At 73.4% G+C, this 14,531-nt stretch carries 14 protein-coding genes; 4 read left to right on the top strand and 10 right to left on the bottom strand.

Features of this window, described 5'->3' with window-relative positions; translation table 11 throughout:
* Nucleotides 1-114: 114 nt before the first annotated feature.
* The 3 genes from ACZ60W_RS26030 to ACZ60W_RS26020 all read right to left on the bottom strand — a co-directional run bounded on the left by ACZ60W_RS26030 (nt 115) and on the right by ACZ60W_RS26020 (nt 3,887).
* Complete coding sequence (locus tag ACZ60W_RS26030) at nt 115-1,638, bottom strand: MFS transporter (protein WP_469757788.1); 1,524 nt, start codon at nt 1,636-1,638, stop codon at nt 115-117.
* 366 nt (nt 1,639-2,004) lie between these two features.
* Nucleotides 2,005-3,207, bottom strand: coding sequence for a sensor histidine kinase (locus ACZ60W_RS26025; protein WP_469757787.1), 1,203 nt, complete (start codon nt 3,205-3,207; stop codon nt 2,005-2,007).
* 17 nt (nt 3,208-3,224) lie between these two features.
* Nucleotides 3,225-3,887, bottom strand: a complete 663-nt coding sequence (locus ACZ60W_RS26020) for a response regulator transcription factor (protein ID WP_469757786.1) — start codon at nt 3,885-3,887, stop codon at nt 3,225-3,227.
* A gap of 189 nt (nt 3,888-4,076) precedes the next feature.
* Here ACZ60W_RS26020 and ACZ60W_RS26015 point away from each other — a divergent pair, with 189 nt between their 5' ends.
* Nucleotides 4,077-5,516 carry an ABC transporter permease gene (locus ACZ60W_RS26015; RefSeq protein ID WP_469757785.1) on the top strand — a complete coding sequence of 480 codons (1,440 nt, stop codon included), beginning with the start codon at nt 4,077-4,079 and terminating at the stop codon, nt 5,514-5,516.
* A gap of 2 nt (nt 5,517-5,518) precedes the next feature.
* The gene (locus tag ACZ60W_RS26010) at nt 5,519-6,226 is read left to right on the top strand and encodes an ABC transporter ATP-binding protein (RefSeq protein WP_469757784.1); all 708 of its coding nucleotides are present in this window, start codon (nt 5,519-5,521) and stop codon (nt 6,224-6,226) included.
* Between the two features lie 233 nt (nt 6,227-6,459).
* Here the strand turns inward: ACZ60W_RS26010 and ACZ60W_RS26005 are convergent, their stop codons facing one another.
* Complete coding sequence (locus ACZ60W_RS26005) at nt 6,460-7,329, bottom strand: D-alanyl-D-alanine carboxypeptidase family protein (protein WP_469757789.1); 870 nt, start codon at nt 7,327-7,329, stop codon at nt 6,460-6,462.
* 373 nt (nt 7,330-7,702) lie between these two features.
* Here ACZ60W_RS26005 and ACZ60W_RS26000 point away from each other — a divergent pair, with 373 nt between their 5' ends.
* Nucleotides 7,703-7,915: a barstar family protein gene (locus ACZ60W_RS26000; RefSeq protein WP_469757783.1), complete on the top strand. Its 213-nt coding sequence runs from the start codon at nt 7,703-7,705 to the stop codon at nt 7,913-7,915.
* 89 nt (nt 7,916-8,004) lie between these two features.
* Here the strand turns inward: ACZ60W_RS26000 and ACZ60W_RS25995 are convergent, their stop codons facing one another.
* Nucleotides 8,005-8,403: a PIN domain-containing protein gene (locus ACZ60W_RS25995; protein WP_469757782.1), complete on the bottom strand. Its 399-nt coding sequence runs from the start codon at nt 8,401-8,403 to the stop codon at nt 8,005-8,007.
* 230 nt (nt 8,404-8,633) lie between these two features.
* Here ACZ60W_RS25995 and ACZ60W_RS25990 point away from each other — a divergent pair, with 230 nt between their 5' ends.
* Entirely contained in the window at nt 8,634-9,755 is a 1,122-nt protein-coding gene (locus ACZ60W_RS25990) for a hypothetical protein (protein WP_469757781.1), read from the top strand.
* A gap of 72 nt (nt 9,756-9,827) precedes the next feature.
* Here the strand turns inward: ACZ60W_RS25990 and ACZ60W_RS25985 are convergent, their stop codons facing one another.
* Genes ACZ60W_RS25985 through ACZ60W_RS25965 form a run of 5 tightly spaced genes read right to left on the bottom strand, consistent with a single transcriptional unit; the run spans nt 9,828 to nt 14,514 of the window.
* Nucleotides 9,828-9,998, bottom strand: coding sequence for a hypothetical protein (locus ACZ60W_RS25985; RefSeq protein WP_469757780.1), 171 nt, complete (start codon nt 9,996-9,998; stop codon nt 9,828-9,830).
* Entirely contained in the window at nt 9,995-11,488 is a 1,494-nt protein-coding gene (locus ACZ60W_RS25980; RefSeq protein ID WP_469757779.1) for a glycosyltransferase family 2 protein, read from the bottom strand. The genes ACZ60W_RS25985 and ACZ60W_RS25980 overlap by 4 nt, the downstream gene beginning before the upstream one ends.
* The gene (locus ACZ60W_RS25975) at nt 11,476-12,303 is read right to left on the bottom strand and encodes a PHP domain-containing protein (protein ID WP_469757778.1); all 828 of its coding nucleotides are present in this window, start codon (nt 12,301-12,303) and stop codon (nt 11,476-11,478) included. Before ACZ60W_RS25975 ends, ACZ60W_RS25980 begins: the two co-directional genes overlap by 13 nt.
* Nucleotides 12,300-13,388, bottom strand: a complete 1,089-nt coding sequence (locus tag ACZ60W_RS25970; protein ID WP_469757777.1) for an ATP-grasp domain-containing protein — start codon at nt 13,386-13,388, stop codon at nt 12,300-12,302. The genes ACZ60W_RS25975 and ACZ60W_RS25970 overlap by 4 nt, the downstream gene beginning before the upstream one ends.
* Before the next feature lie 16 nt (nt 13,389-13,404).
* Entirely contained in the window at nt 13,405-14,514 is a 1,110-nt protein-coding gene (locus tag ACZ60W_RS25965) for a PIG-L family deacetylase (RefSeq protein WP_469757776.1), read from the bottom strand.
* Nucleotides 14,515-14,531 lie beyond the last annotated feature (17 nt).

The raw sequence follows: 14,531 nt of genomic DNA, 5'->3' as shown, positions 1-14,531 counted from the left end.
CCCCCCCCCCCCCCCCCCCCCCCCCCCCCCCCCCCCCCCCCCCCCCCCCCCCCCCCCCCCCCCCCCCCCCCCCCCCCCCCCCCCCCCCCCCCCGGTGCCGTGGAAGGCCCGGGATCACGCGGACATGCAGTCCGTCGGTCCGGCCGGTCCCGTGGGGCGGGTCGGACCCGTCGGTCCGGCGGGCCCCGTCGGCCCTGTGGGTCCCGACGGACTCCTCGGCTCCCGTGGCGCGGGGCGGCCCTCCGTCGGATCGGTCGGCTGCGTGGGCACGGTGTGGGTGCCGGCCGCCGCGGCAGCCGCGTAGTGGGCCGCCGAGGGGGGACCGGTGGGGCGGATGCGGCCGACCAGGAAGGTGAGGGCGATGCCGAAGGCGCAGAAGAGGGCGAGCCCGATGGCCGCGCGGGAGAACCCGGCGGCGAGGGCGTCCGCCACGGCGGTCTCGCCGGTGTGCCGGCGGGTGTGGACGGCGCTGAACAGGGCGGCGGTGACGGCGGTGAGGACGGCCGAGCCGACGTAGCGGCCCATGTTGGAGATCCCGGAGGCCGCCCCCACCTGGTCCCGGGTCACGCAGGCCGTGGCGACGGACGACGAGGGCCCGTTCGCCAGGCCGAGGCCGAAGGCGAGCACGACCAGCGGGACGACGAAGGCGGCGTACGCCCAGGACGCCTGGACGAAGGCGAACACGGCGAAGGCCACGGTCGCGAGGGCGAAACCCGCGGCGATGACCCTCCGGGCGCCGAGCCGGTCGACGAACCGCGTGATCAGGGGCGCGGTCACCACGATGCCGGCCGCGGCGGGCAGGGTGGCCACGCCCGCCTCCAGCGGCGTCATGCCGAGACCGTCGGGGTTCTGGAAGTAGAGGCTGCACACGTACATGACGGCGTTGATGCAGCCCGCCACCACGAGGATGGCGACGCTCGCGCCGACCAGGAAACGGTTGCCCAGCAGGGCCAGGTCGATCAGGGGCGCCCGGACCCGCTTCTCGACCAGGACGAACCCGACGGCGGCCGCGGCCGAGACCGCGAAGCACAGCAGCGTCCGCGCGCTGAGCCAGCCCCACTGCGCGCCCTCGGTCACCGCGAAGACGAACGGCACGAGCACCGCGGCGATCAGCACCGTCCCGGCCACGTCGACCGAGCGGGGGCGCGAGGGGTCGCGGGACTCCGGGACCGTCCGCAGGGTCAGCGGCACGCACAGCACCGCGATCGCCGCGTCGATCCAGAACAGTCCCTGCCACCCGGTGACGTCGACGAGCGCCCCGCCGAGCAACGGCCCGGCGGCGGCCCCGGCCGCCGATGCCGCTCCCCACAGCGACACCGCCTTCATCTGGCCGTCGCCCGACGAACCCGCGGACAGCAGACCGAGCCCGCAGGCCAGGATCGTGGAACCGGCCGCGCCCTGGACGGCGCGGCCTGCGATGACCGTCCCGCCGCTGTCGGCGAGCGCGATCAGGACGCAGGAGGCGACGAACAGCAGCAGGCCGCCGACGAAGATCCTGCGGCGCCCGAAGACGTCGCCCAGCGCCCCCGACGTGACGATGACCGCCGCACCGACCAGCGAATAGCCCGTCACCGCCCATTGCAGCGTCGCCAGGGACGTCCCGGTGTCCTCGCTGATCGCGGGCAGCAGGATGCTCACCGCGGACGTGTTCGCGTTCACGACGAACGCCGACACGCACGTCGCCGCGAGCACACCGGAAGCCGCGCGCACCGAGTCCGCCGCGGCGCCGTTCGCCGCCGCCGCGCTCACGTGACCGCCCCCGCACCGCCCCAGAGCTCGTGCACCATCTCCCTGCCCTCCACGAACGTCGCGCCGCCCATCGCATGCATGCGGGACATTACTCGTCAATCCGGGCAAAATGCGCTAGTTGCCTCCATGTTCCATGACCATCCCGAAGCGGGACCATGGTCACCCGACCGCGGCCACCCGGCCACCGCAGAGTGCGCGCGCTCGACGAGCCGATGTCCCCGCCGAAGGGGGGACCGCCGCCGCGTCCCGGCCCGTTCAGCCGGCCGCCGGCTCCCGCCAGGCGGGCAGCTCCACCCGGACGAGGAGACCGCCCGCGCCGTCCGTCCGCGCCCGCGCCACCACGGTGCCGTGGTGGCCACGGACGATGGAGCGGACGATGGCGAGGCCGAGGCCGTGCCCGCTGCGATCACTGGAGACCCGGGGACGGGCCCGGTAGAACGGCTCGAAGAGGCGCTCCACCACGTCGGGGTCGAGCACGGGACCGGTGTTGACGACCTCCAGGACGACCGTGTCGGCGGTGCGGTCCACGCGCACGCCGACCGTGCCGTCGGGCACGTTGTGCGTGCGGGCGTTGTCGAGGAGGTTGACGACGAGCTGCCGCAGCAGGGTCGCGCTGCCCGTGACCCGGCAGGGCGCCGGGGCGTCGAGCACGAGAGTGAGCGTCACGTCGCCGGACCGGGAACGCTGTTCGGCGACGGCCCGCTCGGTCACCTCGGCCACGTCCACCGGCTCGGTGTCGTGAGGCGCCTGCTCCGCCGCCGCGAGGCTGAGCAGCTCCTGCACGACCCGGATGTTGCGCTCGTTCGTCTCCCGCAGCATCGGCACGAGCTCGGCGAACTCCTCCTTCGACGTCCCCGCGTCCGTCATCTGCAGGATGGCGCGGGTCGTCGCCAGCGGGGTGAGCAGCTCGTGCGAGGCGTTCGCGGCGAACCGCCGGTGCGCCGCGAACGACTCCTCCAGGCGCCCCAGCGTCGTGTCGAAGGTGTCGGCGAGCTGCCTCAGCTCGTCGTGGGGACCCTGGGCGTTGATCCGGTACGTCAGGTCGCCCTCACCGGCCCTGGCCGCCGCCCGGTTGATCGTGTGCAGGGGAGCGAGCAGGCGCCGTGACAGCAGCCATCCCGCGCCCAGGCCGACACCGAGGACCAGGACGACGCCACCCGCCGAGAGGGCCAGGACCGTCGCCCACACGTCCTCCTTGTCGCGGATCAGCCCGGTGGCGTCGATCGTCTCGCCCTGCCTCGGCCGAGGGTCCCGCAGGTCCGCCGAGCTCCTCGGCGCGACACTCGGCGGGCTCACCTCGGACTGCGGCACGACGAGCGGAGCCGTGAAGTCGTACGTCGGCAGATAGCGGATCCCGACGTAGACGAAGGTCACCATCAGGGCCGAGCAGGCCGCCAGCGCGGTGCCGAAGCCGAAGAACAGCCGGGCGTGGATGCTCCACGTGCGCGGCCGCCGCACGCGGCCCCGCAGCCGCCTCACTTCACCGCCAGGTAGTAGCCCGCGCTGATCGCCGTGTGCACGATCCGCGGTTCGCCCAGCTTCCGGCGCAGCGTGTGCACCACCAGCCGGACGGCGTTCGTGAGCGGGTCGGCGTGTGCGTCCCACGCCTTGTCGAGGAGGTGTTCGGCGCTCAGCACACCGCCGTCGGCGCGCATCAGGAGTTCCAGCACGGACATTTCCTTCGGCGTCAGCCTGACTTCCGCGCCACCGCGTACCACGCGGCGTCGATGCGTGTCGAAGGAGAGGTCGGCGAAGGTCAGGACGGGGGAGTGCGCCATCGGGCTGCGGCGGTACAAGGCGCGGAGCCGGGCGACCAGTTCGGGAAAGTCGAAGGGCTTGGCGAGGTAGTCGTCCGCCCCGAGGCCCAGGCCCTCCACCTTGTCGCCGAGCCGGCCCGCCGCCGTCAGCATCAGCACCCGGCACTCCAGGCCCATCGCGACGACGCGGCGGCACACCTCGTCGCCGTGCACCCCCGGAAGGTCCCGGTCGAGGACCACGGCGTCGTAGTCGTAGACCGCCAGCCGCTCCAGGGCCGTCGTCCCGTCGTGCACGACGTCCACGGCGATGGCCTCGCGCTTCAGCCCGAGCTCCAGCACGCGCGCCATGTACTGCTCGTCCTCGACCACCAAGACCCGCACGTGCGTCGACCCTTTCACCACCGATGAGAATCACATGAGGAAAGCGGGATGAGGCGGAAGAGGATCCGCCCGTTTCCCGGCGTTCCCGTCACGTCTATCAGACGCCGTATTCGATCCGTGTATGAGAGCACACGAGAAGCGCCTTTTCGCAAACGTCGCTCACATCGAGGGCTGCATAGCGTGCCGTCCATGAACCTTTTCAAACGGGCGTGGTGGCGCCTCACCGGAACCCCCGGCAAGACCCTGATGCTGGTCGGCCTGTTCTCCGTCATCTGCACCCTGGTCCTGTCCGGCTTCCTGATCCGCTCGGCGGCGGCGCGCGCGGCCGACGACGCCAAGAAGAGCGTGGGCGCGGTCGCCACGATGCAGCTCGACGTGAACGGGCTCCTCGCCTCGGCCAAGAACGACGGCAGCCGCGGCAGCGGACAGACCCCCGGCACCATCGGCGCCGCCGGCGACCTCAAGCGCGACCTGGTCGACCGCATCTGCCGCTCGCCGGTCGTCGCCGGCTGCAACTACACGGCCGACGGTGCCGCCTTCCCGACCCCGGCCACCCGGCTCCACCAGCCGGTCCCGCCGCCCGGCGGCCAGGACACCACCGGCACCGACCTGTTCAAGGTGGACGGCGTCCGCGACCTCGACGAGCTGAGCGCCTTCCGCAACGGGGACTCCCGGCTCGTCGCGGGAAGGGGCATCGGACCGGACACCCGGAACGACGAGATCGTCGTCGAGGAACGCGTCGCGAAGCGCAACAAGCTCAAGGTCGGCGGCACGGTCAAGCTCAAGGTCGGCGAACTCATGCCGGGCGTGGACACCTCGGAGCACCCGTTCAAGGTGATCGGGATCTACCGGAGCGGCACGGCCGACACCGGACAGTACGTCCCCGCGATGATGGACCCCGCCAACCAGCTCTACACGACCATCGAGGGCGCCAGCCTCCTCGGCGGCAGGACCACCGACGCCGGCGGCACCGTCAAGTCGGCCACCTTCACGCTCCACGACCCCGAGGACCTGGACCGGCTCAAGGCGGACGCCGAGAAGGCCGGCGCCGACCTCGGGATCTTCCCCCTCGCGGTCAACGACAAGCAGTACCGGACGCTCGTCGGCCCGATCACCAAGACCGCCGCCTTCGCGACCGTCAGCGTGTGGCTCATCGCCGTCGCCGGCACCGTCATCCTCGCCCTCGTCGTCGCCTCGAACCTGCGCGAACGCCGCGGCGAACTGGGCATCCTGCTCTCCCTCGGCGAGAAGAAGCCCAAGCTGCTCGGCCAGCACCTCGTCGAGACCGTCGCGTGCGCCGTCGTCGCGATCGCACTGGCCGGCGCGGGAAGCCATGTGATCTCCGAGGCCATCGGCAACAAGCTCCTCGCCGGAGAGGTCGCCACCGCCGCCGAGGAGGCCGAGAACGAGAGCCTCCAGCCCGACCGCAGCGACCCCAGCGGCCTCGGCAAGCAGGGCGACGACCAGCCCCGCACCACCCCCGTCGACACCCTCGACGTGCGCCTCGGCCCGGCCGACATCGCCCTGGTCGGCGTCACCGGACTCGGCATCGCCGCCCTCGCCACCCTCGTCCCCGGCGCCCGGGTCCTGCGCCTCAACCCGCGCGACATCCTCACGAAGGGCCACTGACCATGACCACCCCGCCCACCCCCGCCACCGTCGCGCCGATCCTCGAACTCGCCGACGTCAGCCGCACCTACAGCACCGGCAACCGCCGCCGCGTCGTCCTCAAGTCCGTCTCGTACGCCTTCCTGCCCGGCCGCACGTACGCCGTCGTCGGCCCTTCCGGCTCCGGCAAGACCACCCTGCTCTCGCTGGCCAGCGGACTCGACGCGCCCACCGCGGGCAGCATCCGCTTCCGGGGCCGGGACATCGCCGACCTCGGCCTCGGCACCTACCGCAACCGGCACGCGGCCACCGTCTTCCAGTCGCTGAACCTCCTCACCTACATGAACGCCGTCCAGAACGTCACCGCCGCCATGGAGATCACCGGCGTCGCAGGCCGCCCCAAGGACAGGAAGCGGCGCGCCCACGAGCTCCTCGACCTCCTCGGCATCGAACCCGGCGACCGGACCCGGCGCACCCTCCAGCTCTCCGGCGGCCAGCAGCAGCGCGTGGCCATCGCCCGCGCCCTCGCCTGCGAGGTCGACATCCTCTTCGCCGACGAGCCGACGGGGGCCCTCGACCACGAGACCGCGGCCGGCATCGTCGACGTCTTCCGGGGACTCGCCCACGACGACGGCAAATGCGTCATCGTCGTCACCCACTCCAGGGACGTCGCCGCCGCCTGCGACGAGACCCTCACCCTCACACGAGGCAAGCTCACCCCCCAGGACTGAGCCCTCGGACGGGCGCACGGCCGATCGCTCCACGGGAGCTCCCGCGCCTGCCCGGACCGCCCCGGCTGGAGACCACTCTCCTCGACAGCCGGGCCGGCGCACGGGTGCCCACCCGCCGGGCGGACCGCGACGACCACGTCGTCCGGTCCCGTCGGCCTCCCGCCGCGGGCCGCCCGCTGCCCCCCGCCGAGCGGGAGGCAGCCGGGGCGGCACCGGGGCCGCCGTACCGCCGACTACCTGGCGAAGCCGTAGTCGAGCAGCTTCTTGACGTCAGCCGCCCTGTTCGCCTCGGACGGCGAGGCGAGCACCGCGCCGATCACGGTCTTGCTGCCACGGGTGGCCGCGAAGACGAGGCAGTACTTGGCCTGCGGACCCGAACCGGTCTTCACGCCGATCGCGCCGCTGTAGGTGCTGAGCAGCTTGTTGGTGTTGGTCCACGACATGTTCCGGTAGCCACCGGTCTTCGTGGTCACCCGCTGCGTCGTCGACTTCGTCTTCACGATGGCGCGGAACGTGGAGTTCTTCATCGCGCTGCTCGCGATCTTCGTCAGATCGCGCGGAGTCGAGTAGTTCTGCCCACTGCTTATTCCGTCGAAGGAGTCGAAGTGGGTATTCCGCAGACCGAGCCTCCGCGCCTCGTCGTTCATCTTGCCGATGAACGACTTGATGCGGGCCGCCCGCGTCGAACCGACACCGAACTTGTCGGCCAGCGCGTAGGCGGCGTCGCAGCCCGACGGCAGCATCAGACCGTAGAGAAGCTGTCGGACGGTCACCTTGTCGCCGACGATGAGCCGCGCCGAGGAGGCGTTCTTGGCGACGATGTAGTCGCTGTACGCCTTCTGGATCGTGACCTTCGAGTCGAGGTTCAGGTTCGCCTGAGCCAGGACCACCTTCGCGGTCATGATCTTCGTGGTGGAGCCGGTCGACCGGCGGGTGTCGCCGGCCTTCCCGTAGAGCGTCGTGCCCGTCCCGTTGTTCATCACGAAGCCGCCGGCGGCGGTGATCGTCGGAATGGGCGGCGCGGCGGCTTGCGCCTGGCCGGCGAACAGGCCGCCGGCCAGTACGGCCGAAGCCGTGAACGAGACAGTCACGGCCCTGCGCAGGCCGAGTGTCGAAGTCAGCAAAGTCTTCTGCCCTTGGGTTGGAATCGATGAATCCCGGGTCCGCTCCTGCCCGACACGCGCCCCGCGGGGGATCCCCGGTCCGACTTCCACCGGACCCCGCGACAGCGCCGGACACGGACCCGGCGCATAGAAGACGCACGAGACGCCCCCAGGGATGTACGGCGAAGACGATTATTTTTCGCGCACGCGGACCAATCCCTCACAGAGCGGAACCTGGAGCTCTTCGGCATGGGCTGGTACCCCGCATCCGACTCCACGTCAGCTCCCGTCTCCGTCCCGCATGTCGGACACGCCGGCCGCCGACCCTCCACAGCCGCGCCCGAGGGCGCTCGACCCGTCCGACGGAACCGTCGTGACCAGGGCGGGCTCGCCCGGAATCGATTCGCCGTGGCGCATCGCACCCGTCAGACTGCGGCGGTGGATACTCGTCGCCCTGCCGAGGCGGCTGCGCTTCGTCCACTGGGCCGAGCTCGAGAAGCGTGTCCCGCACGCGGCCGGCATGCTCGGCGAGCAGCTCGCGCGGTACGCGGAGACCGCTCCGGAGTTCACCGTCGTGTACGAGTGATGGCGGCGAGGACCCGCCGGAAGCCGCTGCCTCGCCACCCGCGTACTGACGCGGTGTCGGAAGCACGGCGGAGCCGCCCCGTTGCCGCCCTAGGCAGGTGGCTGGAGGACGCTCCTGGGGCCGGTGCAGTGCGCGCCCTCCTCTGTCACCCGCCGCCGGAGTTCGCGGTCGGCCGTGACGACGAGGCAGGGACGGCCGTGTGCGGTGCGGGCCAGTGCGACGATCAGGTCGTCGCCGCTGCCGGGGGCCTCCTCGACGCGGACGCCGGGGACGGAGGCGACGCCGCGGGCCCGGCCCTCGACGACGAGGACGATGTCGTACGGCGGGGGGAAGGGGCCGTCCGTCGGGCCGTCGGAGGCGGCGAGCCGGTCGCGCAGCCGCTCGGCGGCGCCGCGGCGGTCGCGCCACCAGCCGTCCGGGACCGATCCCACGACGTTGGCGCCGTCCACCACGAGGAGGGGGCGGAGGGGCTGTTCTTCGGAGTTCACGGTCCCAGGATGACGCAGGGGCCGCCGGAGGGCGGGCGGCGGGCGGTGTGTCCGGGCCGGATGCCCGGACGCGCGGCCGATGATGGTGCCTGTGGTCTTCGAGAGGTTCCTCAGCGGTCGGGTACGAGGCGATGGGCCGACGCGGGTTCGTGGCGGCGGTCACGGGCGGGGCGGTGACGGCGCTGCTCGGGGGCTGTGCGCGCGACGCGTCGGGGGTGGGGGACGAGGGCGTGGATGAGGCCGAGGCGCTCGCGCGGGCGTACACCTTCCTCGACCGGCGGGTGGACGAGGCGGCGGGCGGCGCACGGCAGGGCCTGCCGCGCAGTTACACGGGCGGCTGGATGGAGAGCCGTCACTTCACCGCGGCCTTCACCTACGACGTCGCACTCACCGTCATCGCGTACCGCGCCCGCGGGACGGACCCCGACCTGGAGCGGGCCACCGCTCTGGGCCGTACGCTGCTCGCGCTCCAGGCCGGCGACGCCGCGGGCGACGGGCGGATCCGGCAGTCGTACGCCTCCGGGAAGGTCACCGGGGCCGACGGGCTGCCCGCGGTCGCCGCCGGGGACGCCTTCACCGGCGCGCAGGCGTGGACCGGTCTCGCCCTGCTCCACGTCCACCGGGCGACGGACGGGGCGGAGTTCCGGGACGGCGCGCTGAGACTGGGCGAGTGGATCCAGGCGCACACGGCCGGGCCCGGCGGGATCCCCGGGTACACCGGCGGCGTCACCGCGTCCGGGGCGCCCCTCACCTGGAAGGCCACCGAGCACAACATCGACGTGGCGGCGTTCTTCCGCGGCCTCGCCGACGCCACCGGCGACCCGGTGTGGACCGACCGGGCGGGGGTGGCGACGGCCTTCCTCGACGCCCTGTGGGACGGGGAGCGCGGTGCCTTCTGGACCGGCACCGGCACGGACGGCGCCACCGTCAACCGCACGCCGGTCCCGGAGGACCCGCAGAGCTGGTCGTACCTGGCGACCGGCGACGCCCGGCACGCCGGCTCGCTCGACTGGGCGCTGGAGCACCTGGCCGCGGAGGACGGCGGGTTCAGCGGGGTCTCGGTCAGCGACGCGGACACGTCCAAGGTGTGGTTCGAGGGCACGGCCCACATGGCGGCCGCGCTCCGCCGGCGGAACGGCGACGGCGACGCCGACCGGGCCGACCGGCTCCTCGCGTCGCTGCGCGCGGCCCAGGCCCGCGCACCCCACGCCGACGGCCACGGCATCGTCGCCGCCTCCTCGGACGGACTGCGCACCGGGGACGGCGACACGCTGTACGCCGGCCTGCACACCGGCACCACGGCCTGGTTCGCGCTGGCGGCCCGGGCCGCGGACCCGTTCCGGCCGGGCTGACGGCGGGGGTCCGTCGCCCGACGGAGCCCGGCCCATCCGCCGTCCGGGGGACATCCGTCGACGCCGGGCGGATCAGGTCAGCCAGAGCGCGCGGGCCGTCAGCGCCGCGGCGACGAGCAGCACGGCCAGCAGCTCCCACCACAGCAGCCGCCGGTCGTGACGTCGGTCGGCGTCGGTCAGCTCCGCCACGTGCCGCGCCAGTTCCTCGTCCGTCGGGGACTCCCCGGGGTCCGTCGTCGTCATCGGCCCGCCACCACCTTCCCGGTCTTCTCGGTCTTGTCCCACGTCATGTCCGCCTTGCGCCGCTCCTGCACCCAGGCCGCCACCAGGCACGCCGAGAGCAGCGAGCCGTACCCGACCAGCGTCAGGAGCGGCGGGGCGAGGAACCGCAGCCGGGTGCCGGCGAGGAGCTTCGCGGCCCATGCGAGGGGGAGGGACAGGCCCAGCCACGCGTACACGCACACCATGAGGAGGTGGGGTGATCCGTCGTCCGTGAGCAGCCCCGCCCTCTCCAGGAGAGGCAGGAAGACGCCGGGCAGAGCGGTGAACACCAGGAAGGTGGTGGACACCAGCCCCGGATAGACCAGCGCCTCCCGCCAGCAGCGCCGGAAGGTGGCGGGGTCGACGACGGCCGAGAGCAGCAGGATCAGCAGGTAGCAGACGAGGTTGACGACCCACAGCCAGCGGAAGAGCTCCCAGGACCGGTCGGAGTCGGTGAAGTACAGGAAGAGCAGCGAGGCGGAGCAGAGGACCAGCAGGACGGGGGTGGCGAGGAGCGAGAACCAGATGAGTCCGAAGAGGACGGACCCGAGCCGGTGGCCCTCCCGCCGCTTCCAGCTGCGGAACCACAGATGCCGGTAGCGGTGGGTCACCTGGAGGTTCCCGCGGGCCCAGCGCAGCCGCTGCTTCCACAGCCCCCCGAGGTCGCCCGGCTCCTCGGCGAGGACGGTCGCGTAGCCGTCGAACACGACGCGTCGCCCGGTCAGCTGGGTCTCGAAGGTGGTGACGGTGTCCTCGGCCAGCGTCGAGGTGTCGATCCGGCCGCCGATCGCCTCCAGGCTCGCGCGGCCGTGCAGCTGCGCGCCGCCGGCCAGGCAGGCGACGGCGCCGAGCACGTTCTGGGCGCGTCGCGCGGCGGCCTGCGCGGTGATGTACTCGAAGGCGATGTAGCGGGTCAGGTAGTTGCCCTGCCGGCCGCTGCCCTCCTTGATGTACGCGGTCACGGCGCCGACCCCGGGGTCGGCGAGGTGCCGGGTCATGCGCAGCAGCGCGTCGCGGTCGAAGACCACGTCGGCGTCCATGACGAGCACGGCCTCGGCCCAGTCGTCGTCGAGGACGTGGGCGAGCCCGTGGTTGAGGGTGTGGGCCTTGCCCTCGCCGCCGTGCTCACGGCGCAGGTGCACCACCCGGCCGGGGTGGCGGGCCATCAGCTCCCGCATGACCTCCGGCGTCCGGTCGGTGCTGGCGTCGTCGACGACGACCACGCGGAGCCGGTCGGAGGGATAGCGCATGCGGAGCAGTCCCTCCACGGAGGCGGTGAGGACGGGGGCCTCGTTCCACGCCGGGATGAGGACGGCGGTGCGGGGCAGGTGCGGCGGGCCGTCCTCGTAGAGGTGCCGGAACCGCTGGAGTCCCACGAGCAGGAACTGGACGATGGCGACCGCCAGCGGCACCGCGCCGAGGAAGACCAGCACCGTCGCCACGACGTGCAGGATCTGGTTCAGGACGTGCACCGTTCCTCCGCTGTGGCGTCCACGAGCGCGCCCGCGACCCACGGGAAGTGCCCCACGGCCTCGGCCCGGTGGGCGTCGCTGCCGGCCCCGAGCCGTACCCCCGCGTGGTGCAGGAGCCGTGCCGTGGGGAGCGACGGGCAGCGCCACTTCTCGTTCAGTTCGACGGGGACACCACGGGCACGGCAGGCGCGGACCAGCGGCGCGAGCAGCTCGGCGTCCACGGCCGACTCGTCGAGCCCCACCTTCGGCAGCACGCTGAAGAGGTGCGCCACGTGCGCGGTCCGGCCGGCCGGCACCTGCTGCACCGCCCGCGCCGTGGCCAGGACCAGCATCCGCAGGGCCTCCCGCGGATCCAGCCGTTCCTCGTCGAGCAGGGCCCGTACGGTGTCCGGGTGGGCGGGCCCCGCGGGCAGCGGGAAGCGGTGGTCGGCCAGGGCGATGTGCTCGATCCCCGTCAGGTCCTCGGGGAGGTCGATCCGGCCCTCGGTGTCGAGGATCTTCGCCTCCACCCCGCACACCAGGGTGAGGGGAGCGGCGGCCCGTGCGGCGTGCACCGCCTTGACGTACCCCGGCAGGTAGGTGGTGTCCGTACGGACGTGGTCGGTGACGACGAGCGTGGCGAGTCCGGCGGCCGAGGCGGATGCGACGACGGCGTCGAGGGGGTCGTGGCCGTCGGAGAAGTCGGTGTGGGTGTGGAGGTCGGTGCGGAGGGGTGCGCCGGGGGTTCCCGGAGCGCGGTGCCCGGGGTCCGAGTCGGCTGCCGCGTCCGGGGGCCGACCGGGGGTGGTGGCGGGGGAGTCGGCGTCGCCGTTCACGCGGCCCCCCGTTCGCCCGCGCCGGCCTCTCGGCCGCCCTTGCCGGCGGGCCGGGCGGCCTCGGAGGAGTCACCCATGTCGCCGAGTTCGAGGGGTGCGAGCACGACGTCCTGCCAGTGGCGGACGACCGCGGTCTCGCGGTGGGCGATGCGGTCCGGCAGCGGGTGGCCGAGCAGGGCGGCGACCGCCCACTTCGGCATGTCCACCCCGGCGGCGACGGTCAGGGACATGCCACCGGGCGGACGGGGGTTGACCTCCAGGAGGGCCGCCTTGCCGGCCCGGTCCTCCCGCACCTGCACGTTGAGGACGCCGCGCAGCCCCAGGGTGCGGACCGTGTCCTCGGCGATGCCGGAGAGTTCCGGCAGGTCCAGGACACGGCCGGCGACGACGATGCCCGAGTCGGTCTTGTCCCGGGCGCGGGGCACGGCGGCGACGACCCGGCCCAGCGCGTCGGTCAGCACGTCGACCGAGTACTCGGTGCCGGGGAGGAGTTCCTGGAGGAGGTAGGAGCCGTCCTGCGGCAGCGCCGCCAGCTCCTCCGGTCCGTGCACGAGGACGATCCCGCGCGAACCGGAGCCGGTGCGCGGCTTCGCGATCGCGGGGAAGCCGCCCTCGGGGCGCGGCGGCCCGTCCCCCGCCCTTGGCAGGCCGGGCGATCCGACGAGCCGCGTGTCCGGAAGCCGTACCGCGCCCTGACACGCCTCCGCGAGCCGCCACTTGTCCAGGCACGTCTCCAGGGCCTCGGCGGGAGAGGTCAGCACGCGGACCCCGGCGGCCTCGAACGCGGCGGACGCACGGGCGAGCGCCACGAGCTCCGCGTCCACGGTCGGGACGAGGACGTCGACGGCATGACGTTCGCACAGCCGGAGCACCGCCTCGGCGAAACCGGGCGCGCCGCCGGGCGGCACCAGCATCCGGTAGGCCCGCGGGACCAGGTACAGGCCCGCCCCGTTGGGGTCGAGATCCGCCGCGTACCGCTCGGCCACCCCGTCGAGGGCGCGGAGGAAGCACACGCCCGACGGCCCTCCGGCGCCCGTGACCAGGACCCGGGGCGGCCTGCCGAGGGGCAGGGAGAGGTCGGGCACGGGGGAGGGGGCGGGGTCAGGCGTAGTCGGCGTTGAAGTAGCCGAGGGGCGTGCTGTCATGGACGAGCTCCAGGGGTTCTGCGTAGAGGGTCTGGGAGAAGCGCCCCCAGTAGCGCGCGGTCGAGCGGAGCAGGTCCTCGTCGAGGTACCAGCGGCGTGACGCCTGGGAGTGGTGGGCCGCGATGGCGGCGAGCTTGGCCTCGACGTCGGTCTCGCTCAGCTCGACGAACCGGTTCGGCTGGTAGGCGACCGTGGCGGACGGCGACTGGTAGCAGGCCAGCCGGGTGACCTTCCGGCAGGCCACCAGGGTGGCGCGGTGGACGGCCCGGTGGTCCTGGTGGGTGTCGCTCTCGGAGTGGACGAGGACGACGTCCGGTCCGACCTCGGCGACGGCGCGTTCGACGGCCTGGACGGTCGCCCGGTCGTCGGCGATGGACCCGTCGGGCAGGTCCTCCATGAGCAGCCGCGCGCCCATGGCCTCGGCGGCGCCGTGGGCCTCCTTCCGGCGCTGTGCGGGGTCACCGCCCCCGCCGCCGCGCGACATGGTGAGGATGGTGACGTCCCATCCGTTGTGGGCGCGCCGGTGGATGGTGCCGCCGACGCCGATCTCCACGTCGTCGGGGTGGGCGCCCACGACGAGCATGCGCAGCGACTTCTGTCCCGTCCCCTCGACGCCCAGCTGGTCGGCGCGTTCGGCGAGGGCCCGGGCGAGCGCCGTGACGAGGCCGTCCGCGTCGGGCCGTTCGACCAGGTCCGCGGCCCTGCCGCGCAGCGCCGCGACCGCGAGCCGGGTGCTGGGCGCGTCGTCGGTCACCACCACCGGGACGCCGGGGCGCTGCCCCCGCCACCGGCCGAGGACCTGCGCCAGCTCCTCGTGGTCCGCGGAGAGACCCGCGTGCCACACGGCCGCGTCCCAGATGCGCACGGGCGGGGGCGGGTCGGCGCCGGCGCGAAGGAAGGCGCCGGGCGAGCCGACGACGTGCACCGACGACGCCCCGGCCGTGCGCAGGGTCGTGGACAGGCGCCGGGCCGTCTCCTCATCCCGCTCGCCGAGGAGGATGTGCGTGCCGGCGAGGGGCGCCCCGGGTGGCAGACGACCTTCAGGGATATCGGGAGTTTCGGACATATGGTGCACTTTACAAG

The organism is Streptomyces sp. NPDC104202 (genome assembly GCF_055584185.1).
Note: the sequence above shows the minus strand (reverse complement) of the source record. Positions and strands in the feature narration are given on the sequence as shown.

What these genes read in the sequence shown, in the direction of transcription:
- ACZ60W_RS26015 (WP_469757785.1), top strand. Translation starts at nt 4,077, where the DNA reads ATGAACCTTTTCAAACGGGCGTGGTGGCGCCTCACCGGAACCCCCGGC.
- ACZ60W_RS26010 (WP_469757784.1), top strand. Translation starts at nt 5,519, where the DNA reads ATGACCACCCCGCCCACCCCCGCCACCGTCGCGCCGATCCTCGAACTC.
- ACZ60W_RS25985 (WP_469757780.1), bottom strand. Translation starts at nt 9,998, where the DNA reads ATGACGACGACGGACCCCGGGGAGTCCCCGACGGACGAGGAACTGGCG.
- ACZ60W_RS25965 (WP_469757776.1), bottom strand. Translation starts at nt 14,514, where the DNA reads ATGTCCGAAACTCCCGATATCCCTGAAGGTCGTCTGCCACCCGGGGCG.